Source organism: Psychrobacillus sp. PGGUH221, from assembly GCF_042055255.1.
Taxonomy (GTDB): Bacteria; Bacillota; Bacilli; order Bacillales_A; family Planococcaceae; genus Psychrobacillus.
On sequence record NZ_JAQMHQ010000001.1, the window covers coordinates 191,588 to 218,585 of the forward strand.

At 34.2% G+C, this 26,998-nt stretch carries 30 protein-coding genes; 8 read left to right on the forward strand and 22 right to left on the reverse strand.

Annotated elements, in window-relative coordinates:
* Positions 1 to 58: 58 nt before the first annotated feature.
* Together PGC35_RS00925 and PGC35_RS00930 are read left to right on the forward strand one after the other, a co-directional pair.
* Positions 59 to 574 carry a YjcG family protein gene (locus PGC35_RS00925; protein WP_053590211.1) on the forward strand — a complete coding sequence of 172 codons (516 nt, stop codon included), beginning with the start codon at positions 59 to 61 and terminating at the stop codon, positions 572 to 574.
* A 3-nt stretch (positions 575 to 577) separates the two neighbouring features.
* Positions 578 to 1,018 (forward strand): GNAT family N-acetyltransferase, encoded by a 441-nt coding sequence (locus tag PGC35_RS00930; RefSeq protein ID WP_056827521.1) that lies wholly within the window; start codon positions 578 to 580, stop codon positions 1,016 to 1,018.
* 446 nt (positions 1,019 to 1,464) lie between these two features.
* On the opposite strand, the gene PGC35_RS00935 is transcribed toward PGC35_RS00930, so the two are convergent.
* The 11 genes from PGC35_RS00935 to PGC35_RS00985 all read right to left on the reverse strand — a co-directional run bounded on the left by PGC35_RS00935 (position 1,465) and on the right by PGC35_RS00985 (position 9,534).
* Positions 1,465 to 2,823 (reverse strand): arsenic transporter, encoded by a 1,359-nt coding sequence (locus PGC35_RS00935; RefSeq protein ID WP_375217830.1) that lies wholly within the window; start codon positions 2,821 to 2,823, stop codon positions 1,465 to 1,467.
* A 274-nt stretch (positions 2,824 to 3,097) separates the two neighbouring features.
* Positions 3,098 to 3,775: a hypothetical protein gene (locus PGC35_RS00940; protein ID WP_056827525.1), complete on the reverse strand. Its 678-nt coding sequence runs from the start codon at positions 3,773 to 3,775 to the stop codon at positions 3,098 to 3,100.
* Positions 3,776 to 3,979: 204 nt separating this feature from the next.
* Positions 3,980 to 5,671 carry a hypothetical protein gene (locus PGC35_RS00945; protein ID WP_375217831.1) on the reverse strand — a complete coding sequence of 564 codons (1,692 nt, stop codon included), beginning with the start codon at positions 5,669 to 5,671 and terminating at the stop codon, positions 3,980 to 3,982.
* A 69-nt stretch (positions 5,672 to 5,740) separates the two neighbouring features.
* Complete coding sequence (locus PGC35_RS00950) at positions 5,741 to 6,217, reverse strand: hypothetical protein (protein ID WP_053590216.1); 477 nt, start codon at positions 6,215 to 6,217, stop codon at positions 5,741 to 5,743.
* 212 nt (positions 6,218 to 6,429) lie between these two features.
* Positions 6,430 to 6,744, reverse strand: coding sequence for a hypothetical protein (locus PGC35_RS00955; protein WP_275784448.1), 315 nt, complete (start codon positions 6,742 to 6,744; stop codon positions 6,430 to 6,432).
* An 84-nt stretch (positions 6,745 to 6,828) separates the two neighbouring features.
* Positions 6,829 to 7,074: a stage VI sporulation protein F gene (locus PGC35_RS00960; protein WP_082355238.1), complete on the reverse strand. Its 246-nt coding sequence runs from the start codon at positions 7,072 to 7,074 to the stop codon at positions 6,829 to 6,831.
* Positions 7,075 to 7,105: 31 nt separating this feature from the next.
* Complete coding sequence (locus PGC35_RS00965) at positions 7,106 to 7,249, reverse strand: YjcZ family sporulation protein (protein WP_082355239.1); 144 nt, start codon at positions 7,247 to 7,249, stop codon at positions 7,106 to 7,108.
* A 68-nt stretch (positions 7,250 to 7,317) separates the two neighbouring features.
* Positions 7,318 to 7,683, reverse strand: a complete 366-nt coding sequence (gene spoVAE, locus PGC35_RS00970; RefSeq protein WP_056827533.1) for a stage V sporulation protein AE — start codon at positions 7,681 to 7,683, stop codon at positions 7,318 to 7,320.
* Positions 7,684 to 7,685: 2 nt separating this feature from the next.
* Complete coding sequence (locus tag PGC35_RS00975; RefSeq protein WP_375217832.1) at positions 7,686 to 8,693, reverse strand: stage V sporulation protein AD; 1,008 nt, start codon at positions 8,691 to 8,693, stop codon at positions 7,686 to 7,688.
* The gene (gene spoVAC, locus PGC35_RS00980) at positions 8,687 to 9,142 is read right to left on the reverse strand and encodes a stage V sporulation protein AC (RefSeq protein WP_053590220.1); all 456 of its coding nucleotides are present in this window, start codon (positions 9,140 to 9,142) and stop codon (positions 8,687 to 8,689) included. The genes PGC35_RS00975 and spoVAC overlap by 7 nt, the downstream gene beginning before the upstream one ends.
* Complete coding sequence (locus tag PGC35_RS00985) at positions 9,142 to 9,534, reverse strand: YhcN/YlaJ family sporulation lipoprotein (RefSeq protein ID WP_375217833.1); 393 nt, start codon at positions 9,532 to 9,534, stop codon at positions 9,142 to 9,144. The genes spoVAC and PGC35_RS00985 overlap by 1 nt, the downstream gene beginning before the upstream one ends.
* 130 nt (positions 9,535 to 9,664) lie before the next feature.
* On the opposite strand from PGC35_RS00985, the gene PGC35_RS00990 reads away from it, so the two are divergent.
* Complete coding sequence (locus PGC35_RS00990) at positions 9,665 to 10,180, forward strand: CotY/CotZ family spore coat protein (RefSeq protein WP_053590222.1); 516 nt, start codon at positions 9,665 to 9,667, stop codon at positions 10,178 to 10,180.
* Positions 10,181 to 10,282: 102 nt separating this feature from the next.
* Here PGC35_RS00990 and PGC35_RS00995 read toward each other — a convergent pair whose 3' ends face one another.
* The 6 genes from PGC35_RS00995 to PGC35_RS01020 all read right to left on the reverse strand — a co-directional run bounded on the left by PGC35_RS00995 (position 10,283) and on the right by PGC35_RS01020 (position 15,070).
* Positions 10,283 to 10,672: a hypothetical protein gene (locus PGC35_RS00995; protein WP_056827539.1), complete on the reverse strand. Its 390-nt coding sequence runs from the start codon at positions 10,670 to 10,672 to the stop codon at positions 10,283 to 10,285.
* A 60-nt stretch (positions 10,673 to 10,732) separates the two neighbouring features.
* On the reverse strand, positions 10,733 to 12,079 hold the full coding sequence (mgtE, locus tag PGC35_RS01000; RefSeq protein WP_275784802.1) for a magnesium transporter: 1,347 nt from the start codon (positions 12,077 to 12,079) through the stop codon (positions 10,733 to 10,735).
* A 199-nt stretch (positions 12,080 to 12,278) separates the two neighbouring features.
* A complete protein-coding gene (locus PGC35_RS01005; protein ID WP_375217834.1) occupies positions 12,279 to 13,178 on the reverse strand; it encodes an RluA family pseudouridine synthase in 900 nt (299 codons plus the stop codon).
* A complete protein-coding gene (locus PGC35_RS01010) occupies positions 13,175 to 13,981 on the reverse strand; it encodes an NAD kinase (protein WP_375217835.1) in 807 nt (268 codons plus the stop codon). The genes PGC35_RS01005 and PGC35_RS01010 overlap by 4 nt, the downstream gene beginning before the upstream one ends.
* Positions 13,981 to 14,658 (reverse strand): GTP diphosphokinase, encoded by a 678-nt coding sequence (gene yjbM, locus PGC35_RS01015; protein ID WP_053590227.1) that lies wholly within the window; start codon positions 14,656 to 14,658, stop codon positions 13,981 to 13,983. Before yjbM ends, PGC35_RS01010 begins: the two co-directional genes overlap by 1 nt.
* A 28-nt stretch (positions 14,659 to 14,686) precedes the next feature.
* The gene (locus PGC35_RS01020) at positions 14,687 to 15,070 is read right to left on the reverse strand and encodes a UPF0738 family protein (RefSeq protein ID WP_053590228.1); all 384 of its coding nucleotides are present in this window, start codon (positions 15,068 to 15,070) and stop codon (positions 14,687 to 14,689) included.
* 98 nt (positions 15,071 to 15,168) lie between these two features.
* Between PGC35_RS01020 and PGC35_RS01025 the strand changes: the two genes are divergently transcribed.
* The 5 genes from PGC35_RS01025 (at position 15,169) to PGC35_RS01045 (ending at position 20,710) form a co-directional block, all read left to right on the forward strand.
* On the forward strand, positions 15,169 to 15,744 hold the full coding sequence (locus PGC35_RS01025) for a CYTH domain-containing protein (protein ID WP_375217836.1): 576 nt from the start codon (positions 15,169 to 15,171) through the stop codon (positions 15,742 to 15,744).
* A 6-nt stretch (positions 15,745 to 15,750) separates the two neighbouring features.
* Entirely contained in the window at positions 15,751 to 16,398 is a 648-nt protein-coding gene (locus PGC35_RS01030) for a lytic transglycosylase domain-containing protein (protein ID WP_275784465.1), read from the forward strand.
* 156 nt (positions 16,399 to 16,554) lie between these two features.
* The gene (locus PGC35_RS01035; RefSeq protein ID WP_056827547.1) at positions 16,555 to 16,953 is read left to right on the forward strand and encodes a globin domain-containing protein; all 399 of its coding nucleotides are present in this window, start codon (positions 16,555 to 16,557) and stop codon (positions 16,951 to 16,953) included.
* On the forward strand, positions 16,950 to 17,765 hold the full coding sequence (locus PGC35_RS01040; RefSeq protein ID WP_375217837.1) for a DsbA family protein: 816 nt from the start codon (positions 16,950 to 16,952) through the stop codon (positions 17,763 to 17,765). Before PGC35_RS01035 ends, PGC35_RS01040 begins: the two co-directional genes overlap by 4 nt.
* A gap of 1,595 nt (positions 17,766 to 19,360) precedes the next feature.
* Positions 19,361 to 20,710, forward strand: coding sequence for an IS1182 family transposase (locus PGC35_RS01045; protein ID WP_375217838.1), 1,350 nt, complete (start codon positions 19,361 to 19,363; stop codon positions 20,708 to 20,710).
* A gap of 161 nt (positions 20,711 to 20,871) precedes the next feature.
* Here the strand turns inward: PGC35_RS01045 and pepF are convergent, their stop codons facing one another.
* The 5 genes from pepF to PGC35_RS01070 form a co-directional block, all read right to left on the reverse strand.
* Positions 20,872 to 22,692, reverse strand: a complete 1,821-nt coding sequence (pepF, locus tag PGC35_RS01050; RefSeq protein ID WP_375217839.1) for an oligoendopeptidase F — start codon at positions 22,690 to 22,692, stop codon at positions 20,872 to 20,874.
* Between the two features lie 62 nt (positions 22,693 to 22,754).
* On the reverse strand, positions 22,755 to 23,909 hold the full coding sequence (locus tag PGC35_RS01055) for a competence protein CoiA (protein WP_375217840.1): 1,155 nt from the start codon (positions 23,907 to 23,909) through the stop codon (positions 22,755 to 22,757).
* A 121-nt stretch (positions 23,910 to 24,030) separates the two neighbouring features.
* Positions 24,031 to 24,699: an adaptor protein MecA gene (gene mecA / locus PGC35_RS01060; RefSeq protein WP_053590236.1), complete on the reverse strand. Its 669-nt coding sequence runs from the start codon at positions 24,697 to 24,699 to the stop codon at positions 24,031 to 24,033.
* Between the two features lie 280 nt (positions 24,700 to 24,979).
* Positions 24,980 to 25,375 (reverse strand): transcriptional regulator SpxA, encoded by a 396-nt coding sequence (spxA, locus tag PGC35_RS01065; RefSeq protein ID WP_053590237.1) that lies wholly within the window; start codon positions 25,373 to 25,375, stop codon positions 24,980 to 24,982.
* 391 nt (positions 25,376 to 25,766) lie between these two features.
* A complete protein-coding gene (locus PGC35_RS01070; RefSeq protein ID WP_375217841.1) occupies positions 25,767 to 26,978 on the reverse strand; it encodes a putative glycoside hydrolase in 1,212 nt (403 codons plus the stop codon).
* Positions 26,979 to 26,998: the final 20 nt, after the last annotated feature.

Sequence of the window (26,998 nt, forward strand, 5' to 3'; positions counted from 1 at the left end):
ATTTTTTTGTTATAATGATAAGGTGATCTGTTACAAAAATTCGAGGAGGTAATGAAAAATGAAATACGGAATAGTTGCTTTCCCATCAAAAAAAGTGCAAGATTTTGCTAATTCTTATAGGAAACGTTATGACCCGCACTACGCACTTATAACACCACATATGACGATTAAAGGTGTATTTGAAGCAGACGAAAAGGAAATTAAAACAGTGGCTGAACAAGTAGCTCAAGTGGTTAGTAAGCATAAGCCATTTACATTAAAGACTTCTAAAGTGAGTTCTTTTGCTCCTGTAACAAATGCTATTTACTTTAAAGTAGAGCCTACAAATGAGCTATTAGCACTTCATGAGGATTTAAATGCTATTGAATATAACGATGAAGCAAATTATACGTTTGTACCTCACATTACTATTGCTCAAAAAATGAATTCTAGTGAACATGACGACATTTATCCGCAGTTAAAAATGATTGGTGCGGAATTTGAAGAAGAAATTGATCGACTTCATTTACTTTATCAATTAGAAGACGGTTCTTGGACTGTTTATGAAACATTTAGATTGTCTGGAGCTGAATAATCCTTGGTTTATGCAAAATTAGTTGAAACAGAAAAAGAATATCAAGATGCCATACTCATTAGAAGAAAAGTTTTTGTAGAAGAACAAGATGTGCCGCTTCACATGGAATTAGATGAATATGATCAAACCGCTACTCACTTTGTGGCATATGATGGAGAAACACCTTTTGGTGCAGGAAGAATTCGTACAGTTGAATCTTCTATTGGAAAAGTAGAACGTGTCTGTATACTCCCTAAATACCGAGGAAAAAATTATGGTAACTTGATGATGCAATGTATGGAAGAATACGCGCAATCGAAAGAATACGATAAACTAAAACTAAATGCACAAAGTCATGCTGTACCATTTTATGAGAAAAGAAATTACATGATTACATCTCCAGAATTTTTAGAAGCAGGAATTCCTCATCGTGCAATGGAGAAGAAACTAATTAAAAACAATTGATTTTAAAGCGGGATGATTATTCATCCTGCTTTTTTATGGATTTGATTTCAATAATCAGTAGCATTTTCACCTAGTTTCACATATACATATTAAGAACGATTAAACAATAAAACTGTGTATTTAAATTGATGCTCATTGAAAGTATATATAAATTCCACTGCTTTTTCTTGAATCTTTGGGCTTTGCTATAATACAAATTCTGATTGATCGAATGCCTTAACTACAAATTTAATATTCACTCATATAGATTCTTTTTAAACGCATCTAATCAATGTTTTGAAAGGATCTTTTTTCATTGAACAAAGAGATTAGCAGGAAACTTTTTTAGAATTTCCTGCTTTTCTACTTTATATTGCCCCTCAGATAACGTATTCTTTTAGAGATAATCCCTAGGATTAAAATAAAATTATTAGTAAATACAGTCTCCAACCTTCCAATTTAAGATTTTAATTAGAAAATACCATTTGTACCCAGAAAAATAAAAGAGCAAGCGTTACAATAGTGGTTATTGGTATAACGATAATCGTTACGCTTAGATAATCTTTCCAAGAAACTTTAATTTTATTTTTTCTTAAAATATGCATCCAAATAAGGGAAGCGAGTGTACCGATAGGTAATAATAACGATCCCATATCACTACCAATGATATTGGCAAGATAAATTGTCTTAAGGGTGATTCCATCCAGTCCCATTTCTGTTAATGAAATTGTTCCAATCATTAAAGCTGGGTGGTTATTAAACAAGTTCGAAAGCACTGATACAAGGCCCCCCATGATAAAACTTGCTTGAAATAATCCTTGATTTACAATTGGTTCAAACCACTGAACTAACAATGCTGTTAACCCTACATTATTCAAGCCATATATTATCACATACATGGAAAAAGCAAAAATTAGAATATGCCAAGGAGTCTTTTTCAAAATATCTACTGGGTTCGTACGTAAATGATACCATCTCCAAATAAGTAGTATTACAGAGCCAAGAACTGCAACGACTTCAATTGGTACGTTTATATAAGATGCAACGAATAGTAGACAACGCATAATAAACACAAATAGTAATAACTTTAACATAAATTTAGTGCGCTTGCGCTTTGTTTCTACAGGGATTTTCGTTTTTAAAGGATGAAAATTCTCTGTAAAAAATGTTTCTTCTATATCAATAGCGGAATCTGGTAATCTTCTCGGCAAATTTTTTCTCACTACTAAATACATCAAGTAAGACATAAATAATAAACCTAATGTAGCGGGCACAAACATCATCGCTGTATGCATCCAAAGTGTCATATGAACTATCTCTAGAGCGATCAAATTAACGATATTGCTTACACCAATTGGGGCACTAGAAGCTGTTGCGATAAGTGCACCACTTAATAAATAAGGAATCTGTTGTGATGGTTTTAGTCTTAAATTTTTCAAGAGCAATATTAGAATTGGGGTGGTTATTAAAATACTTCCATCGTTATTAAATAATAGAGTCATTAAAAAACAAAGCAACTGAATATACCAGTATAAACGGTGACCAGAACCCCTTGCTAAATTCGCCAGTCTTGCAGCTGCCCAGTTAAAAAATCCAAAACTTTCTAATATTACTGCCATAACTATTGTTGCTATTATAGTAATGGATGCGCCGCCAATTTTATTGAGAATGTCCATAATGTCCGCATGAGAAACGATACCTACAACTAATATAATCGCTGCTCCTATAGATGCTGGCCATGCCTCATTCAGTCCTTTAGGTCTCCAAAAAATGACTAGCATAGTAGTTAGGAATACCAAACTGGCGACTCCAACATGAAAACTCATACATATCCCATTTCCTCTCGTTGTTTGTTTGTCCGTTCCTTGTATGTATATTCACCTCGTCCTACTAAGATAGAGGTGTATGTCCTTATTGAAAAAAACTAATTTTTTGTCTAATAAAAATAAAAAAATTGTCTATCCATAATTGGTTAGACAATTTTTTATGTATACGGAGCATATATTTTTTTCAAGAAGCATGAAACATTTCATGCTTCTATAGTTTTTGTATTTCTTTATTGTTCTCTTCATAAATCAAGTACTTTAGTCTATCCATCGTTTACACCTGGTGAAGAGTTTTAATATGATCCAGGTTTAGATAGATAGGAACTATTCTAGCAGTTTTCATCTCAATAATCTGTTTTTCCACATTGTTTATTTTACCAACATGACTATGTTTACCTCCAATGTTTAGGACGACAATCGAACTTTTCAACTTTTCAACTTGAGCTTCAAACGTGTTCTCTAAAGAATCTTTGTCCGTTTGCAAGTTGCCTTCTTCTTTAATCTGGCCATAAGGGTTTTCATTTTTTACATAGGGTATTAACCACTTCAAATGATTAATAGCAATGTACATCTTTTTATAAATAGGTGAATAAAATTCAAAATAGTCATTTTTAATATGTGTAATATAACCATGTAGAGACTGATCATCTGTTATATAAATCTCCACATATTTTCCTTTTGCTTGTAATAGTACCTCATTATAAGATAACTCATCTTCAGTTTCTCCAGAGAATATGCTAGGAGAAACTGTCGGGGGCTGTATTTCGTATTCCTCATTACTACCAATATCTAAACTCTGGATATGATGTAAAGGGATGTACATAAAATCTGCTCCATTAAAAAGAACCACTATGTCGCTGCCTAAATCAATCAAAGTACCATTAATTTGCTTCTTCCCCGAAACTTCGATTTGAACAACTTCATTGATTAGACTTTGAATAATTTTATTCAAGGTCACATCTCCTTTTATTTTATTATAATAACTATAGATAAAGATTGAACAAACAAACGATTATGTCTATTGGAAAAACATGAAATGATATTTTAGCCAGCAACACATATAGTTTTAATGCATCTTGGTTTACTAATACTCAAAATATCGCCAATTAAGTTCTTAGACATATTTTTTTCGCCGTTCATAAATTAATATTCTTAATCAAAAATCTCTTATTTGACGATACATCTTTGCAGCATGCCTCATCAATGAATAAAATTGATTTTCTAACACTGCTTTTTCTTCTTTTAGACTTTCCGATACATAAGAATTCTTTAATTCCTCAAACTCTGGTTTATTGTTTACCTGATAATCTAAAGTTGGGTACCGTACAGAACGATATTCCTGGTTAGCTGAATTATTCTCTGCATGTTTCATTAATGCATAGTATTGTTTAAGCAACATCGCTTTTTTTTCTATGGGACTTATTGGATCTGCAGTAAAAAATACTTCAGAATGCTCTGGTGCAATAACCAATTTACCATGCTCCTCTGTTGTATTATTTTCATGCATCTCTTCAACAAATGATTTTTCATGGTCTGAAGCTAAATCTACAACAACTGAACTTGTTTTATGAGTAGGAGATTCGCTTTCTACATTTTTTTTGGGGGGAATAGTAATTGAATTTTGGTCTAGATTCATTTTACTCCATGCAGTTAAAAGTATTCTTTTTTCCTTGTTTTGAATCTCAGGTTCTTTAGAAATAATTTGTTCTTCATTAATAACGCTACTCCTTGAATTGTAAGGATCTAAATAATCTGCTTCTAGGTCTTCTCTATTCGGAAGATTTTGCGTTTCTTCTTGATTTAATGAAATCTTCAGTTTATCTATTAATTCCATTGTTTCTTGAACCTCAACTTCTTGACTTATATCCACATGGTTCTCATTTTCGTTATACATATTTAATAATTCATCATCTGGCACAGATAACACTTGATTGGTTTTTATTTCTAGTACATCATTATTGGATTCAATATTATCAACTAAATGAGATACCGATTTTAACAGTTCTGAATTGTTTTCTTTCATCGTTGAATTGAAGCCTAAAGCTGAGTAATGTAATTCAGAAATTAAATTTCTTAGATTTTTCGCTTCGTTTTGGTCATCGTTATTGGATTTGATACTCCATTCTTTTGTTAAAGGAATATCTTCTACACTATGCAAACTTAGAACATCTGGAACTTCATTAATAGCTTTATTTTTCTCTTCCGTCTGCTCTTCCATAATAGGCACTTTAACAAATTCTTCATAATTATTGTATGTTTTAAAACGTTCAGCGAGAATTTGTTCCTGATGCTCATCTTTTTGCTGATTTTCATTCATTGCGACGTTTGTAAATTGTATTAGTTCAGCATTTACACTAGAAACGGTGTCTTGAATAACTAATTCATTACTGATTTCTGTGGATTGCTCATTAATTTTATTTATCTCCATCTTGGATATACCTTTATGAATACTTGATATATAAGATTTTGGGATATAGTATAGATCCTGATTATTTATTAAAATGATATGATCTTCCACAATGCTCGTGAGTACTCCAACTAGCGCCTGATTACTCAAACTATTAATAGTAACCCAGTTGTATTTCAATACTTTCAAAACATCTGTTAAATCATTGCTTTCTGGATAGGAATCAGTTTTGGGGTAGACGCTATAGTCCTTAGCATTCTTAGATATAGCTCCAATATGTTCAAATGCGAAATAGAATACTTTTCCATTGACATCAACAGCAAGGTGATCTTGTTTGACGTCTAATAAAATACCTTCTACAAATTTACTGTTTCGTAAATACAAACCAATCTTCATATTAATAAGGGCGCATAAAACTTTTTTAATATTGTCCTCTTGCAAGATAAGAGCGCCTCCTTCATAGAATATTCGTCGCTTCGGATCAACAGAAGCGACGAAAACATCATTTATTTATTCACTATCTTTTTTAGATTCATTTTTATTTTCTGCTTCATCTTCTTTTGGAAGTTTTACTCCGTAGCTAATGTTTCGGATATGGAATAAAGAAATCCGGATTATTTCTTCGTTTGAGACAATCGTTATATAATCATCATCGACATAGTCCATTACTCCTTCTAACGTTTCAGGTCCACCACGATTAATTTTTACCCATCGAAGTGTTAAATTTCTTAAAACGCCTTTGAAGTCATCCGCTTGTATGAATTCAAAATCCTCTGGTACTTCAATATTAACTTGATCCTGATTTTTCGTATTAATTGTTAAGCTTTTAATATGTTGTGTATTGTAATAAATGATTCCATCGTTATCTGTAAGTAGAGTTAAGTGATCATCTTGAACTGCAAGTAGTTTACCTATACGAGACTCCGGACCACCTCTATCTACTTTTACTACTCTATCTACTAGTGAAAGTATCATCTTCTTATTCATATTTTCTAACCTCCTTTTATAGTATCCTAATATTTATATGTATCTTGGGTCAGCTAAGCATTGGCCAAACGCCCATTTTATTTTAATTGTACAAACCAACCTAATAATCCATTTTTTATTTAGATTAGTGCAGAAAAAAAAATGCCGATTTTAAATCGGCATTTAAATTTAATCACTTTATACATTTAATTATTTATTTATTTATTAATTTATTAAATATACAAATTAATTGAATTTCCCTTACCACTTATTTGTGCAATTTTAGGAGATAAATTTACTGGATTGGGTTGGATAAAAGATTTAAATAAAGGCGGATTAGTTGGATACTTATCAAACGATGATGATTTCTCATCATTATCTTCATTTTCTTTAAGTACCTGTTCCTGGTCCTCAAGATGTTCATCAAAAGTTGATTTCATCTTTACTCCATTAATATTGCTTACATAAGCAAAATTATAATCATCCATCGACATACGATTAGCATAAATTTGCGACTGAATTGGTTGAACTGGTATGATGTATCCCATTTCCTCCACCTCCGATTTATTTATCACTCTATACCCTATGTCTCCAAGTATTAAACCTATTACTCTTAAAATCTTTTCTTACTATTACAACAACTTTTCGATATCAGATAAACTTAACGAATTTCCACTTTTTAAAATGGAATTCGTCAGTTCATCTTCTAGCTGTTGAGAAACTGGTTTATTTGCTAGCTTGCCAACTTTGCGTACAATTTTACGAACTTGTTTTTCATCCGTAAAATCAGCATGCGAGATGGCATTGGCAAGCGTAAAAAGATCTTCCATCGAAACACCAGTTTTATTTTCTATTGCTTTAAAAAATGAATTTTGCACTAATTTTCCTCCTCACATTAATTATTTATGATTAATGGAGAAAGCTTGCTCCTACAATTATTAATAAGATAAATAAAACAACGATCAATACAAAAGTTGAGCTTTTATTTCCGCCATAGCCTCCGCCATAACCGCCGCCGTAACCAGGGTATCCTCCACCACAGTAGCCGTACATAATCTTTCCCTCCTCTCCTCTTCAACATATAGTATGCAAAGGCAAGAAAAAGAAAAAGGGCTAATCAACTAGTAGTGAGTTTTCTGTTTTTGAAAAATAAACGCTCCAATAATTCCAAACAAAATAGCAGAACTAATCCCTGAGCTTGTAACCTCAAACATCCCTGTAACTACTCCTATTAGACCGTGCTTTTCTGCTTCTGCTAAAGCCCCGTGTGTTAGTGAATTACCGAAAGATGTTATTGGAACAGTAGCACCTGCTCCAGCAAAATCAATTAACGGCTCATATAAACCAAATCCATCTAAAATAGAGCCACTAACTACAAGGGTACATAACGTATGTGCTGGGGTAAGCTTAAAAACATCCATTAATATTTGTCCGACTACACAAATAAGACCTCCGACAATAAATGAAACTAATAATGATGAAATCATTTTTATCCTCTTTTCTCCATACGACATTCAATGGCATGAGCAATACAAGGGATTGTTTCACCTTGTTGAAAAGTTAATGGTGATAATAATGCGCCAGTTGCGACTAGTAATACCCGTTTGTATACGCCACTTTTTAATTGATTAAATACGTGACTGAAATAAACAGCAGCAGAGCATCCTGCACCACTTGCTCCTGCCTTAAAAAATTCATCTTCACCATAAAATTGTGCACCAGCATCTTGCAGGATTACTCCACTATTTTCATCTTGAAACATTTCTTTTAATATAGACAAACCTATTTTCCCTAAATCACCGGTCATAATTACGTCATAATCTGCCATCCTACTATTTGTATTCGTTAAATGCCTTTCAATTGTATCTCTTGCGGCTGGTGCCATTGCAGCTCCCATAAAAAGTGGGTTCTTTTGTCCGCCATCCACTACTCTTCCAATGGTGGCGTGCGTAATAATAGGGGCATTTTTTGCATGCTTTTGTAGTAGTGCAAAACCTGCAGCAGTGACAGTCCATTGAGATGTTCCAGGTCTTTGTGCTCCGTATTCAAGAGGATATCTAAACTGTCTCTCCACACTCGGATGATGGCTAGAGGCGCCAGCGAGTACAGATTTTGCATTTCCTGATTCCAGTAGAAGACTTCCCAAAATAACTGATTCTACAGAACTTGCACATGCGGAAAAAACTCCTAAAAATGGAATCGCTAACTCGCGAGCAGCAAAATTAGTAGGGGAAAGTTGATTTACTAGGTCTCCTCCAATAAATACATCTACATTTTCAAGCTTTTCATGCCCTTTTCTCAAAGTTTCTTTACAAGCTTTTTCGATAAAATGGGTATGCGCTTGTTCAAAGGTTTCACCTTTTTCATTCTCTAAAAGAAGAACTTCATCAAATGATTCAGCAAAAGTACTCTTCTTTTCCGTAGGACCTACCACAACACCCGTACTTGCTATACTTGGATTTTCTTTAAATTGTATTGTCCCAGACTTTATTACCATGAGAGCACTCCCATTTTAACTAAAATTGTTTTAATCAAGGCTACTATAAAAGCGGAAAGTACACCAAAAACAATAACAGAGCCGGCTAGTTTAAACATATTTCCACCGACACCTAATACGTACCCTTCTGTTTTGTGTTCTAAAGAAGCAGATATTACAGCATTTCCAAAGCCAGTTACTGGAACAGCCGATCCCGCTCCACCTATTTGAGCAATCTTTTTATATAGTCCTGTACCCGTTAGGATCATTGCAATAAAAACCAAAGTTGCTACAGTTGGGTTTCCTGCTGTTTTCTCTGTAAATGGAAAAAAACGAATATAAAAAAAAGTAATAAGCTGTCCAATAGCACAAATAATGCCCCCAACTAAAAATGCTTTTAACATATTCATAAAAAGTGGTGTTTTCGGTGTTTGATTATCTACTATTTTTTCGAATTGTTTTTGATCCATTATGTCTCTTCCTTTGATAAAGATTTTATATCTTCAATTGATTTAGTTAGCTTTTCGGATTTTAATTTCTGGTCAATTATTTTTTCAATTTCCCATTTTACTTTTAAATCACCTGTGACTAGCACTTCTTTCTCCGGAAATTTTTTCTCTAATTCTTTTGTTATTTTTTTTTCTATTTTTTCTTTATTGAACCTACTCATTCTTTTTATGTCGATTGCCACTAACACATTATTATTGTCAGTTACACTCTGAAATCCTTTGACCGAATCATGGTGTTTTATTTCTTCCTCTATCTCAGGTGAAGTATTGGAAGGATAAACGATGTGCACAGATTCATCAGAACATGCACTTAAGAGAAAAAACAGCAGAAGGACAGTAATAATTTTATGCATAGGATTCATGGCCCCTTTTCGAGTTAGTATGAGCATGAGAAAAAGAAATATACGAAGAGCATTAGAGATATTTGCCCTAACCTTTATGAAGAAGCTACATAAGTTAGATAGAGAAGAGGAGGTGAAATCAATGGGTTGTGGAAGAGTTGAAGATATTGCAGATGTAAGAAGAAATGAAGGCTGTGTTTGTGACGTTGTTCGTGCAATCAAAGATATTCAAGATCAAGCAACACGTGACGATTGTCCAGGATGTCCAACAAGTTGTTTCTTAGAACCACTAGGTGGTATCGTTAGTCCAGCACGTAACCAAGCGGACACACGTGTATTTATGCTTTTGAATAAAGACGGTACTCCATTCAAAGCATTTTTCCGAGATAGAGATAGATGCGATAATGATTGTTTCTCCGTATTTTTCCGAGTGGAAGATATTTTTGATACATGCTGCGCAACATTACGCGTATTAGAACCGCTAGATAGAGAAAGAAATGAAGTTGATTTGTTAAATGATGATGGTACAAAAATCGACTTAAGACAAATTTGTAAAGTTCGTAATTGGAGATTGACTGGTAGCTGTGTAACAGTCGATTTAAATTGTTTCTGTGCAATCGAATGTATAGCGGACGTATTTTTAGATGTATGTGACTGATTAGTTTCCTCCTCGCAATGTCTACTCCGTTCGGGATATCCCGAACGGTTTTATCGTTTATACAGAAAAAAAAAACTACCCTTCATAGGATAGTTTTTTTGTTCATTTCATTTCTACGCCACGCCACACTATTTTTTCTACTTTATTTACTGGGTAAGTAACAATTTCACCTTCTCCAATTATTAAAGTCACTACATCATCATCTACATCTACTACCTCACCTTGAAGGTATATACCACCTTCCATATGAAAAACTAGTGGCCGATACGCTTTTCGTTGAAACGGCTTAGAAAGAAAGTGCAATTTTTCTAATATAGCAAGTGTTTTTTTTGACATTGTTGTTCTAATTTCGTATATGGAAGTACTTTCATCTTGGACTTCTTCTACAGCATCCATTTGGACTTCCACCGGTACGCTAACTTTAACGTTTGGTGGTAAATGGAATACAGGCGGTGCTTTTATAAATAATAAAGGATCATTGAAAGAGTTCACAGACACATCCTTTTTTGCTTTAATTTATGCTTCATTAGATGAAATGGTGAAAATACCTTCTCACGATAAGGAGGAAATAAATAATGTAGCAAGTCCAAGATAGATTAAAATACTTACTACGTCATTAATCGTAGTAATAAATGGACCAGATGCAACAGCAGGATCGATTTTCATTCGATGGATTAGCAAAGGAATAAATGAACCTCCAAGTGTAGCGACAAAAATAGACCCAAAAATTGCAGCTCCAACTAGTAATCCTATTAATAAGTCATGTTTCCAAAAGAAAACTATGCCTACCACTATCAAACCACATAATAGACCAGTTATTAGTCCCGTTCCAGCTTCCCTTAGTAATATTTTAAATTTGCTTTCTTCTTCAATATCTCCTGTTGCAATACCTCTAATCGCAACAGCTAATGCTTGTGTTCCACTATTACCTGCAGTACCTGCTATTAGCGGAATAAAAACAGCAAGCAAAGCAACCTGTTCCAAAGTTTCTGTAAAAATACTCATTAAATTTGCAGTCATCATACCTAAAAATAATAATACGATAAGCCAAGGTAATCTCTTCTTAGCAGCAGTGAAAGGACTTTTGTCAAATGTATCCATATCAGAAACTCCGGCAAGTTTAGAATAATCGTCAGAAGCTTCTTCATCTAATACATCTATGACATCATCGACAGTAATAATTCCAAGTAGATGTTGTTCAAAATCTACTACCGGTACTGCAAGAAAATCATAATCTTTTATAGTACGAGCAACCTCTTCTTGATCTTCACTTACTAAAACACTAACGACACGTTCATTCATTATTTCTTTAATCAATGTATCTTCATCAGCTATGATTAAATCACGAAGAGATATAACCCCTGTTAATTTATGGAAATCATTAACAACAAATAAATAATAAATTGTTTCGGCGTTTGGAGCCTCATTTCTCAAAATTGTCATCGCTGATCTACATGTAGATGATTCTGGAATTGCTACATATTCAGTAGTCATGATAGAACCCGCAGTATATTCTTCATAATGGAGAAGCTCTTTAATTTCTTGTGCAGATTCTTCGTCCATAATACTTAAATAACTCGCTACTTGGTCTTTCCCTAATTCGTTCAAGACGTCAACAGCATTATCTGCATACATATAAGAGAGCATGTCTGCAGCGTATGTGGTGTCCATTTCTTTTAAATAAAATTCATATTGTTCCTCTTCGAACTTAGTCGCTTCAAAAATTTCCGCCAATTCCTTTGGAGAGAGATAGTGATATATTTTCTTCCTTATTTCAGGCTCCACCTTCTCAAAAAATAACGATTGATCATATGGGTGAAGTTGCATAAATTCATCCCTGAACTCATCCATTAAATCATTTGAGAGAATGTCAATTAACTGGGATTCTTCTAATGCAATTGGATTCAATTCTTCTTTCACATTTCTCACTCCTTTCTGCGGTTATCCTTATTCATTGTATGAGGTTTAACGATATTAAGCAACATCCGTAAAGTATGTTTTATAAAATTATTCCCTGGGAAATTATCTTAAAACTAATTTAATATATAATAAAACAAATCCCTCCATAATACCTTTTAGACAGGTAAAATAAAGGGATTTATAATAAAATTTGATACATATCTTTAGGGAAAGGCGCTTCTATAAGAAGATTTTCTTTTGTAAAGGGATGAATTAACTTTATCGACTTTGCATGTAACGCTTGTCGATCAATTAGAAAACGACTCCCTCCATACAAATCATCGCCAATCAATGGATGACCAATTGACATCATATGTACTCGAATTTGATGTGTTCGCCCAGTATGAAGATTTAATCGCACATGGGTAATATTTTCTTCTTGAAATGTAAAACGCTTAATTACTTGGACCGTTGTTTTTGCATACTTACCTTCTGAAGTAATGATTCGTTCAATGATACTTCCATTTTTACGACCTATTGGTGCTTCAATTGTAAAAGAATCTTCCATCACATGTCCATGCACAATCGCTTCATATGTCCTATAAATCGAACCTGTTTTTTGCATTTCACTTAACAAATGATGAGCATGTCTATGCTTAGCAATACAAATAATTCCTGAAGTATCCTTATCTAATCTTGTAACAATATGAACTGTAGAAGCAATTCCTTTTGATTGATAATAGCCTGCAACTTTATTGGCTATCGTTCCATTTGGATGCTCTCTAGAAGGAATTGTACTTATTCCTGCTTCTTTTAAAATTATTAGTATATGATTATCTTCAAAAAGAATTGGAAAATCACCAAATTCGGGGATAAGTCCCTCACTTTTTTTCTCTTCTGGAAAAATAAGGGATACAACATCTCCAACTTTTAGTTCATGTCTTACAGTCTTTTCTTCCCCATTAACTAAAATTTTTCCACCTTCATATTTAATACTCGTCAAAGCTTTTTTTGAAATACCATACTTTCTGATTGCATCTCTAAGTAGTGTATGATCTTCCTTCATTGTAAATGTTAGCGTTAATTTTGTGTTTTTCATTCTTTCAAATCACTATCAATAAACGAATCATGCACACGTTGCCAAAATGGAAATGAACGAAAACGAGCAAAACGTATTTTTTCATTGGCAACTCGATACATAATAGATTGAACATCTTTATGCAAAAGTTGCAAATGATCTACTGTTACCATAAAATCTGGACCTTTTACTGGTTTTAATGAACACGAATGATGCTTCGGTAATACAAGGGGTGAACCAACCGTACGGAAAACACGGTTATTAATAGAAGCAATTTCTGCTAATTGCATCGCCTCTAACGATGGATGAACGATAGCACCACCAAGTGCTTTGTTATATGCCGTACTTCCAGATGGAGTAGACATACACAATCCATCACCTCTAAAACGTTCGAAGTGCATACCGTTTAGCTCTACGTCCATTACTAAAGTAACGTCAGGAGATTTTACGGTTGATTCATTCACCGCTAAATAAACCGAGCTATCTTCTTCATGACGATAGTTAATCGTAACTTCCAGTAATGGATATTCTATTACATCGTATTCTTTCTTAGCAATACTAATAACTAACTTTTCAATTTCAACCGGTTTCCAATCCGCGTAAAATCCTAAATGTCCAGTATGAATACCAACAAAAGCTACGGAAGATGTTAAGTGCTTATACTTATGAAAAGCATGTAATAATGTTCCGTCACCACCAATGGATAAAACGATATCAGGATTTTCTTCATCAAATGTAAGACCGAAATCCACTAGATACAATTTTGCATCTTCCATTAACTTATTGGAAAGATCATCATTTCGAGACTGTATGAAAAATTTCATTATTCACGAGACCTCTCTTCTGTTTGGTTTAGATGTAGTTTTGGATTGGACAATTCTTTTATTTCGCTAAAATATTTTTGAGCTTCTTGAATTTCTCCTCTGATTAAGGACATTTCTTCATCTAAGCGAAAGGCCGCTTCTGCTGCGTATTGTAATCTTTTTTTAATTTCTTCAGGAAATACGCCTTTGTATTTATAGTTTAAAGAATGCTCAATAGATGCCCAAAAATTCATTGCAAGCGTACGAATTTGAATTTCAGCTAATATGTTTATTTCTCCATGGATTGTTTGAACTGGGTATTCAATTATCATGTGATACGATCTATATCCACTTTGTTTTTTATGAGAAATATAGTCTCGTTCTTCTACAATTGTTAAGTCATTCCGTGCACGTAATAAATTAACGACAGTTTCAATATCATCTACAAATTGACACATCATCCTGACCCCTGCAATATCGGGTATTTCTTTCGCTAATACATCAGAAGGCACGAATACAATTCCTTTTTCTAACGATTTATCATATATACTTGCTAATGGTTTAACCCGTCCAGTTACAAATTCAATCGGGGAGTTTATATTTTCTATTTCATATTGTGTACGCATTCCCTTTAGCTTAATTTTCAGCTCTGAAACTGCTTGCTTGTACGGCTCTAAAAAACGTTCCCACTGCCCCATAAGCGTGACCTCCACTCCACATGACTTTCTATGCTTTAAGAATCTCGTTAAATGCTTCCTCTACCGCACTTGAAAATTCAACACCATAGTTTTCATTTCCTTCGATATTGAAAATTAGCATCTCAAGTTCTTCTCGAAACATATCTAACACTAATTCATCCTCACCATATTGCAAAGTTGGATCTTTTGTTGCTTTTAATGTAGTAACTAAAAGCGGCCATACATCTTGTCCAAACTTAACATAATGATATCCTGTTTCATCTTCTAGTAAATAAACAAATGCTAACGAATCTGAATCCGTTATCATTTGACCGCCTGCTTTTATTTGTGGATTTATTGGATTGTCATCTAAAATAAATCTGATATCATTTTCTAATTGCACACCACTGTGCACATTATAAGTAATAGGCAAAGTATATCTTCCTCTCTATCCATTCTTCCCCTATTTTATCATATTGAATGTCGTTGCAAAGCGTCTATAATAGAAATAATAAGAAAGGTTGTGAATTCATGCATACTGAAAAAGAAATCGAATTTAAAAACTTATTGACTAAAGATGAATTCGAACAAATGCTCGCTCATTTTCAAGTAGACTCAGATGATTTCTATACACAAACTAATTACTATTTTGATACCTCAAGTAATTATTTTAAAGAAAAGAAAATGGGCTTTCGCTTGCGAGTAATGGACAATAAAAATGAACTCACATTAAAAGTTCCTGAGAAAGAGCATATTATGAACGAAACAACATATCTACTAACGGATAGTGAAAAAGAAGAGATTTTGCAGAACCTCCATTTTCCAGATATTCCAATTATAAATCAAATAAAGAATGAAGGAACTCTCACTTGCATAGGAAGTATGCAAACTAATCGGGCTAATAAAACCTTTGAAAATGGAATGCTCTTTTTTGATCATTCACTTTATAGTCAAACAGAAGATTTTGAAGTAGAATATGAGTGTGATAATGTCGAAAATGGAAAAAAAGTATTTGTAAATTTATTGGAATCGCTTCAGATACCCATAAGAAATGCCGATAAAAAGATTGCACGACTAATAAACTATAATCATACCTTGAAAGGTTGACACCTTGTGGATATACAATCATTAAAAACATTATTAGAAATTAATGCTATGCAAACCCTAGGATCAGTACAAAGTTCTCAAAACTCTAGTAATTCTTCCTTGTTTTCAGATTTACTTGGAGAAGTACTTCAAGATAGCGGAAGTACTGCGAATTCCAATACTGCTAACTCTCTTTTTTATAATGGGAATGCTCCAGTATTTATTCCATCAAGTATTTCTATTCAAAATGACAGTCTAGCAACAACTTTATCGTCTTTCACATCACAAGGCGTTGCTTCTTCTAATTATGATGAAATTATTCAACAAGCTGCTTCAAAATACAATTTACCTGAAAAGCTTATTTCATCCGTCATTAAACAAGAATCGAATTTTAACGCCAATGCTGTAAGTACGGCAGGTGCTTCTGGATTAATGCAATTAATGCCTGGTACTGCAAAATATTTAGGAGTAACTAACATTTTGGATCCTTTAGACAACATAATGGGCGGCGCAAAATATTTACGTCAGATGCTTAACCAATTTGATGGGAATATTGAAACTGCTCTTGCTGCATATAATGCCGGACCAGGAGCTGTTAAGAAATATGATGGTATTCCACCATATAAAGAGACGCAAAACTACGTAAAAAAAGTGATGAATTACTTCCAAGCTTAATTCGTCACTTTACTGACCCCTACATGATGCATAATGAAACGACCTCATTTAGTGGTCGTTTTTTTATGGCTCTAACTTTAGAGACAGTCTAATTGTTTGAGATATTTGATGCAGATTGATAGAATATAAATAGAGCTAAGCAAAGGAGTCAGAAAGATGACAGAAAAACCAATTCTTCCTTTTGATGAAATCGGAGCAGAAAAATTATCAGAGTTAGTCGATGCATTCTATAGTAATGTAGCAAAACATCCTAAGCTGAAGCCAATCTTCCCAAATGATTTAACAGAAACTGCAAGAAAACAGAAACAATTTTTAACTCAATATTTAGGTGGCCCTAATTTATATACTGAAGAACACGGACATCCTATGATGAAGATGCGCCATAATCCGTTTCCAATCACACCCGAACGTGCAGAAGCCTGGCTTGCTTGTATGAGTGATGCAATGGATAAAGTGGGTCTAGAAGGAAAGTTCCGTGATAATTTTTTTAGAAGACTTGTACTTACTGCCAACCACATGGTCAATCAAATGAGTCATGAGGAGGAAAAAATGTGACAAGAATACAAATTCCGGCTGAAACGATTGCACATTCTTTAATAAACAAGCCAATTGAAATGTATATTTTTCTTGATCCTCTTTGTTCAGCTTGTTGGGATTTGCAACCAATCATTCGGAAATTGCAAGTGGAATATGGACAGTATTTTACAGTTCGCACAGTACTAAGTACTCAAATTAGTAAATTGAACACTGTTTGCAAAAAACCAAAGGAACAGATACTAAAAACAGAATATGATGTATCTGAAATAGAGCACCCTGTTTTCCCTACAATTGCAGTTAAAGCTGCAGAGTTTCAAGGAAAAAAAGCAGCAATACGTTATTTTAATAAACTACAAGAACATCTCTTTCTAAAAACTAAAAACGTAACCTCCTTCTCTGTGCTTCAAGATTTAGCAAATGAGGTTAAAATTGATGTGAAGGAATTTACAAATGATTTTCAGTCAAAAGAATGTGCTCGTTCTTTTCAAAATGATTTATCGATAACAAGTGAAATGGAAGTAACTTCTTTTCCAAGTATCGTTTTCTTCAACGAAAATATAGAAGACGAAGGCATTAAAGTGTCCGGCATTTATCCTTATGAAATTTATGTACAAATATTATCGGAAATGCTTTATGAAGAACCTAAGAAACAACAACCGCCGACCCTAGAAAAGTTATTTGACTGGTTCCACTCAATATCAACTAGTGAAATAGCTTGCTATTATAATATATCTGAACAACAAGCCGAGCGTGAAATGAAAAAACGTCTATTATTACAAGAGGTGGAAAGAGTTTTCATAGAGGGCAACGTTTTGTGGCAATTAAAATAAATAAAAGCAGTCTAACATTTCAGTGTAATAAAACTAGAATGTTAGACTGCTTTTTAAATTGGTCTATAATTCTTGTTAGGAGCATGAAAAAAGAACAAGAGGTGCGTAGGAGAGGTGCAACCACCGCGAACAGTACAAGCTGAAAATCCATCCCCCCCCGAAACGTAGCAAAAATCAAAGCCTTCGCAAAAAAGAGTGCTGTGAAATTGTCTAACCAAAATCACTACACCTCAACATCTGACTTAGATTCTTTAAATTATAATTTGTACTTTAGACTTACATAAAAATAAAGGGAAAAGAAAAAGCCCATTCCTCCAATTGAGGAAAAGGCCTTTTCTTTTTACAAAGGGGATGGGAGAAATGTTCACGTTCAAACAAAGGGGTGTATGTTATCTTGTGATTTATTTCACACTCTTACTTTAACATGTCATTTTTAAAAATACAATATATTAGATACTCTTTTCACAAAATCGTCATACATAGGACGTCTAACCTTTATTAATTACTTAAACAATACCTTTATCCGCATTGGTCATCACAACCAGCACCTGCCAAATACACGGATGTGCGCTTGCTGTACAGTACGCATTCGCCCCGCAGGATAAGTCGGATCCTTCGTCCAATCCCTCATTACTTTACGAGACTCCATTCTGCTCACTCCAGTGGCGTGTTGGGCGCACATCCTGATAACTTCTGAAAGATGACCATTTTAATTAGGATAATATACGTAGGATCCCTTATTCAGAAAAGTAACCTTGTGACATAATCCCAATCACAACTCCCCTACCGTATAAAACAAATAAATGAATGTTCCATTGCCGCACAGCAACGCAAGAGCCTACGTAAGATGATTCCCCCTTGCGTTCTGAAATACACGCATCAGATAACATTCGATTAAATAGATACAATTCAATGAAAGAAGTATGCCAAATTCAGTTTTTCAGTATTATTTATTAACATTCTTGCTGAGCCATCTGATTGTATACGTGGCCCGACCGATTATTGAGACAAACCATCCGATTATCTAGAAGAACCAACCGATTATTGAGACAAGCCATCCGATTATCTAACCGAACCAACCGATTATTGAGACAAACCATCCGATTATCTAACCGGACCAACCGATTATTGAGACAAGCCGTCCGATTCGACCGGATAAGCATTTTTTCTGACCGGATAGAAAAAATTGTGTCCGGATAAACGTAAATATGACCGGATAAAAAACTTTGTACCCGGATCAATTACTATCTGTCTGTTCAACATCTTTTCTATATTAAAAATGGACTAATTATAAAAAAAGACTGACATAAAAAATGTCAGTCTCAGACTGTAGACAAACTCAAAGAAATTTGAAATTGTCTATAGTCTTTTTTTTATTTACAATACATAGTAAGAAATCGTCGATTTCCGTTTCAGGCGCTACGCTTTCCACGGGCACGGCCTCAGCCTTCTCCCTCGCTACGCTCAGTCCGGGTGCTTCGGCTCGTGCTGTTCCCGTAGGAGTCTTCGCGCCTTCCACTCCAATCGACTAGTGTTGGATAATTTAAAAAGTGTTGAGTTTCTAAATCTTCTAAGACGTTGAGGTGTTGAATATCATGATGACTAAAAACCAGATCAATGAACGTGAACAACTTGAAATGCTAACGATTGAGCAGCTTGTACCGAAGGACCATTTGGTCCGTAAATTAGATGCCGCGATTGATTTCCATTTCATTTATCCATTAGTAGAACATCTTTACTCTGCTACTGGGAGACCAAGTATTGATCCCGTTGTGTTATTTAAAATGACGTTTATTCAATATACATTTGGCATCCGTTCGATGCGCCAAACAATAAAAGAGATTGAAACGAATATGGCGTATCGCTGGTTTTTAGGATTTGGTTTTCATACAGAAATACCACACTTCTCAACCTTCGGTAAGAACTACGCACGTCGTTTTCAAGAGACCGACATCTTTGAACAAATCTTTTACCACATCTTAAAAGAGATTATGGACCGTGGTCTATTATCAGAAGACCATGTATTCATTGATTCAACTCATGTGAAGGCGAGTGCCAATAAACGCAGGTATAACAAGAAGATCGTAAGGAAAGAAACACGTGCCTACGAGGAAAAGCTTCAAGAAGAGCTGAATCTAGATCGTGAAGAAAACGGAAAAAAGCCGTTCCCCCCTGAGAAGTTCGAACGTGATGAAATGAAGGAAATCAAGGAGAGTACGACAGATCCTGAGAGTGGGTACTATGTGAAAGATGAACGTACAAAACAATTCGCCTACTCTTTCCATGCGGCGACAGACGAAAAAGGATTTGTATTAGGCACCTTTGTCACTCCAGGGAATATACACGATAGTCATATGCTTCAGCCATTAGTCGAAAAGGTCATTGAACATGTTGGAAAACCGATAGCTGTGGCAGCCGATGCTGCATATAAAACACCTGCGATTACGAATTTCTTGTTAGAGAATCAAATGTTACCTGTATTGCCGTACACTCGTCCGAAAACAAAGGAAGGTTTTTTCCGTAAACAGGAGTATGTTTATGATGAGTATCACAATGCCTATATCTGTCCAAATGATCAGCCACTAGCGTACACAACGACAACGAAAGAAGGGTATCGCCAATACAAATCCAAACCAACGGTTTGTGTAAATTGTCCTTTCTTAACACAGTGTACAGAAAGTAAAAATCATACGAAGCTGATTCAACGACACATTTGGGAAGAGTATGTGGAGGAAGCGGAACATCTACGACATCATGTGGAAGTAAAAGAGATATATGCTAAACGCAAAGAAACAATTGAACGTGTCTTTGCTGATGCGAAAGAAAAGCATGGTATGCGTTGGACAACCTTACGGGGCCTTAAAAAATTGTCTATGCAAGCGATGCTTACTTTTGCTGCGATGAATTTGAAAAAGCTCGCCACTTGGACATGGCGAGCTGCCTAATGCGAGTTGAAAACGTCTCTTAGAGACGACTCACACATAAAATTCAGGGGAAATTTGAAATCAAATACCTTCAAAATTTGACAAAGTACCTCGAGAGACGAACTCTCGGGATACTTTGTCTACAGTCTGAGACTGACATAAAAAATGTCAGTCTTTCGATCTTATTCTCCTAAAAGCAGCTGCTCTAGTTCATTTAGTTTTTCTTCGAACACACGACATGCTTCCTCAATTGGAGCAGCGGTATTCATATCTACCCCAGCCTTTTTCAACACTTCAATTGGATAATCTGAGCATCCAGCTTTTAAAAATTCATTAATATAGCGATCAACTGCTGGCTTGCCCTCTGTCAGTATTTGATTGCTAAGCGCAGTAGCAGCACTTAATCCTGTTGCATATTGATACACATAATAATTGTAGTAGAAATGTGGAATGCGTGCCCATTCTAGTCCAATTTGCTCATCAATAATAATTTCATCACCAAAATACTTTTTATTTAAATTGTAATATTCCTCTGTCAGCTTATCTGCAGTAAGGGCTTCTCCGTCTTGATCTAGTTTGTGAATGATATGCTCAAATTCAGCAAACATTGTTTGACGGAAAACTGTCCCACGGAAACCTTCTAACCAATGATTTAATAAATATATACGTTTTTTAGGATCTTCAATTGTTTTCAACAAGTAATCATTTAACAATGCTTCATTACTTGTTGATGCAACCTCTGCAACGAATATAGAATAATCTCCATAAACATATGGTTGATTTGCTCGAGTATAATAACTGTGTATACTATGTCCAAACTCATGTGCTAACGTGAATAAATTATTCACGTTATTTTGCCAGTTCATTAATATATATGGATTTGTTCCATACGAACCCGAAGAATATGCTCCTGACCGTTTTCCCTTCGTTTCTACAACGTCCACCCAACGATTTTCCAATCCTTTTTTCACTAGGGATACATACTCTTCCCCTAGTGGTTCAAAGCTCTTTAGCATTGTATTGCATGCTTCTTCATACGTGTACTCCATATCTACCTCTTTAACAAGTGGTGTATATAAATCCCACATATGAAGTTCATCTACACCTAACACTTTCTTCCGTAATCCTACATATTTATGAAGTAAATGCACATTTTTATTAATCGTACCTACTAAATTATCGTATACACTTTCCGGAATATGATTTTGGGACATTGCGGCTTCACGAGCAGAAGCATAATTTCTAATCTTTGCGTTTACATTGTCCCCTTTCACATTACCACTTAAAGTGGAGGCAAACGTATTACGAAACTTACCATAGGTGTCATACATCGCTTTGAATGCATCCTCGCGTACTCTTCCATCTTCACTTTCTAATAAGCGAGTATATCTGCCGTGTGTAAGTTGTATTTCATTACCATCTTCATCATTTATAAATGGAAATTCTAAATCAGCATTATTTAATTTACCAAATGTATCGGCAGATGCACCAGCTATTTCGGAATATTGAGCAAGGAGTGCTTCTTGTTCTTGTGAAAGAACATGAGGGCGTTCCTTATTAATTTCTTCTAACAACTGGTTGTATAATTTCAAATCATTATTCTTTGATAAATAACTCGAAATGATTGCTTCATCTATAGATAATATTTCAGGAACTAAGAAAGACAATTCAGTGGAAACCTTTACAAAAAGGGATTTGATACGGCTCTCCATTGCTTGATAAGTGCTATTTGCTGTATCTTGATCATGACGCATATGTGCATACGTATATAGTTTGCGTAAACGTTCCGTTAGTTCATCTCTATATTTTAAAACAGCTAATAGTGCGTCTGCTCCATTATTAATGGTTCCTTTGTATGAAGCTGCTTGTTTAGATAGCTCTGAAACTTCCTTGAACTCCTTTTCCCATACATCATTAGAAGCAAAAATATCTTCTAATTTCCATGTTAAATGCTCATCAACTTCTTCTCGTGATAAGATTTTGTTCTTTGTTTCTGCAGTCATGATGAACTCCCCTTCCATTTGCTTCGAATTTCGAATCACTTTTTATTTTCTCAATTTTCTAGTTAATATGCAAGAAAATCACTGTACAATAGTTTAACCATTTTAGGAAAATTGATATGACCATCATAACCATCTTCCCCAATTTTAAGCATACTTTCATTTAAAATATTTATATAAGCTTTTACAGCTAGTAGCTTTTGTTCATCTCCCGCTAGTCCAATTGGTCGGATTCGAATAAATTCCTTAGCATGCGAAACGTTGGCAGAGTCAATTGGTACATTTATTTCTTTTAAATAATCAAGAAGTTGAATTTGCCATTCCACTGCATGGACACCAAATACTTCTGCATATGCAGTTGGAATTCCAATAAACAACGGGAGTTTTAATGGAGATATTCTCCATCTATAACATACTTGTAAAAAGGCAGATTGGATTCCTCTTCTATTATAGTAATACAAGTGATTAATATGCTTTAACCTATGGTTTTGATATAGACAAAGATATTTTTGAAATTCTTCCATTGATATGCGCTTTAAAACCGCAAATGGCCATGTTTGATCGTTTATAGATAATTTTTTCGTTTTGATAATATAAGTATTTGCTTTAATATGAAGCATATTTGAAATATATTGAAATTGTTTTGTACGGGGACAGTAGGTGATAATGGTTTTTCCATCAGTAGGATATCTAACAAAGAAGTGTTTTTTAAATGCGGATAACTTCATGATACCAATGTCATTAATAGGGAGCTCAGTCATAGGGGGAGTTCTTAGTATCCATAATGGTGTTATGGATTGCTTCTTATAGCCTTTTGACCGATCAATTACAAGAGAGGTAGGTATTTGACTACATTGAAATTCAATAGCGATGGACTGCTTCTTGTCTTTGATTAATATATCAGGTCTCTGTTTAATTGAAGGTATATATCCCTCTAAATAAGCTTGTACTTTTTTCTGTTGAAAAAATGAAAACAATTGAAGTTTACCGTTTAGATGATCTTCGGTTTCTCCTTCAGAAAATGAGCTGACACAATCCGAACTACTTCTGTGAGCAAAATGCGGGATATTAATTTGTCCATTTTTTAATATGACTTCTTCTCTGCATTGTAGACAATAAAAAGTTGTATGCTTCTTACATTCCGATAGATGTTCTTTTGTATAGTGTGCTGGCACAAAAATCTTTCCATGTTTTGTAATTGCGGTAAGAAATTTAAACACCTCCTTACTCAAAGTTACGAATATTCAGATAAAAAGTCAAGTCCATACAATATTTTGTATTGTACAGACTTTAGTAGAAAATAGTTCTCAAATAAAAAAAAAACCTTCTATTACAGAAGGTTTAAAAATGTTTGTTTAGTTCTTGAAATGCATCGTTTGCTATTATTTCTTTCCCGTATTCTTGAATTATATGAATTGTTTTATTTGTTTTATTAGCAAATTCTGATATAACACTTAGCGTATCCAGAATAGATACCAGTTCATTCATATCAAAGTTAAAGTGTACATTCAAGTAATATTTATCTTCATAATAATATAACGAAGACTGGGTTATTTTTTTATCCATTTTTTTAGCCAGAGGGAGCAAGTCATCAAAATTTTCAAATACAAACGTATAATCTGATGGTAATTCTTCTAAATCGTCCATATAGTTTGGAAAGTCTTCAAACTCATGGGGACCTATAGAACTTGATACACCGTTTTTGAAAATTTTTCCTGATTGATCTTCCAATTCAAAACTTGATTCTGATCGGTCATTTCCTTTAGTCATTTCCGTTCGAGTAACAATTACTTCCAAACCTTTTTCCATCGCATGAACTTGAATCCATAATGGGCCATCTAAATCGTCAAAATGATCATCATCATGAACCTCATCCATCATCTCCCAAAAAAGCTGCTCGCTCTTATCTTTGTTAAACCATATTTCATCTCGGCTGAAGCCTCTTTCTTCAATGTCGATGTATGAAATGTATACTTTGAAAGTGTTATCATTGATACGCTCGATATCCATTTAACACATCTCCTTTCGCTTCTGACCGTTTCTTGCTGCAATGTCTACTACTATTGTATGTTGTTTAATAAAAAAAGAAAAGGATTCATGCTCACCTTTTCATAATAATAAGTAGACTATCTGCATTGTAAGAAAATTTAGGTAACAATGCAAGTACTAAAATAAAAACGCAAGACAATTTTCAGGCAAATGCCTAAATTGTCTAGCGTCTGTTCATTTTATAATTAGAATTAAGTTAATAAGATAAATGGTAATTACCTTAAAATAATACAGATTGCTATTAGTTTACAAGTCGTTGAGCTTCAAGCAATTGATACGCTCGAACTTTTCTCGGCAAAAATCGACGAATTTCGTCTTCGTTGTATCCAACTTGTAATCGTTTTTCATCTAAAATGATTGGACGGCGTAATAATCCAGGATACTCTTGAATTAACTCATATAGACGTTGAAGTGGTAAGCTTTCCACATCAACATTTAATTTTTGGAATATTTTAGAACGAGTTGAGATAATTTCATCAGTCCCATCCTCTGTCATTCGTAAAATCTCTTTTATTTCACTTATGCTAAGTGGTTCAGAAAAAATGTTACGCTCTGTATAAGGAATATCATGCTCTTCTAACCATGCTTTTGCTTTTCTACAAGAAGTACAACTTGGTGAAGTAAATAATGTAACCATCAATAAAAACACTTCCTTTCAATTAGTGATTGTGTTATATGAAGTAGATTATAATTAGTTTAATGTAAGAACTTTACTTTTAAAGTATACACCAATTTTATATTAATTAAAATATGTTTATAAAAATTTTTTTACTATTTATATACCTAGACACAAATTCGTTGAAAATATAAGCTCTTCTTGCTATTAAAGGACAAATTACTCTATGTTTACCTTATACCCATCTCTTTTCTTATTTAAACCTACTTAAAAATATTTTTTGATATTATTCTCAATTAGAAAAGTCAAATTGAAAATGCCTGTTATACTTAATAGTACGTTTTTGATGAAAAAAGGTTTCAAAAAATAAAAAAAACACAAGATTTTCATCTTGTGTTTCTTCATAAATGCTTCAATTTGGTGTGTAATCCACCCCTGGAGAATACTTATTGCCAGCATTCCAAAGTAAAAATTCTTTAATACCTGCTTCATTTAACGCTTTAATTTGTGCTTCTACTTCTTCCTTACCATACGTTTGATAATTGCCAGCACCTAAATAAGAAGCAGTAAAATCCTGTAGCCAAGGTCGTGATATTGGTGGATTTTTCAGTTCTCCCAATTTAGCATTCTCTACCTTAGCATATTCCTGAACTAATCGATAAGGTTCGAGATCTGGTTTAGCAATCCCAAAATAAGATGTCCAATGACTTGGATATATCATAGATGAAATGACATCTACGTTTGCCGATATTTTAGAAAAGTTTTGTCCAATGCCTGGTGCTTCAGGAAGTGTTGCAGAATAACCAAAAATATCTACAGATACTTGTGCTCCGTAAGGTTCCAATTTTTCCTTAGCATAGGCAACAAAATCTGTAACGGCTTGTACTCGTCTTTGCACAGGATCAAGCTCTGAAGTTTCATAGTCCCCCATGTTGTATTTGAGCGTGCTATCTCTTTTTTCAAATCCCTCGGGGAAACGTACGTAGTCGAATTGAATTTCTTTAAAACCCATTTTAGCAGCTTCAATTGCAATTTGGACGTTATGATCCCATACTTCTTGTAAAAATGGATTAACGAATGCTTCACCTCTTCCATTTTTCCACACAGAATCTCCTTCCACAAACGACCATTCTGGTTTCATTTCAGCAAGCTCTGTATCTTTAAAAACTACTACTCGAGCAATCGGATAAATTTGTTTCTCTTCCATTGTTTTCAACATTGCTTGAGGGTCCTTTATGTATGGTTTGCCAATTTCATACTTTGCTAAAGATGAATCCTCCTTTGGTATGTATGTTAAATTTCCAAAGTCATCTTTTATATCTATTACCATAGCGTTTAGTTCAGTGGAGTCCATCAGTTTTACTAAATCGTTAAATCTAGAGCCTCCTGCGGAATGACCAGTCACATATACCCCTCTTACTGCATCTGGATATGCAAATTTAAGCCCAGAATCATATATGAATAACTTGGAAGTGGAAACGAGAGACTCGTCAATTGCTTGAAAGCTATATTCTTTAGGTGAAAAGCTTTCCGAGAACAAATTGCCTTCGGCAGACACAGAAGTAGGAATAATAAGTGTAGTTGCAATGCCAAATGTTGTTAACAATCTTAAAGAATTCTTCATATGTTATAGACTTCCTTTCT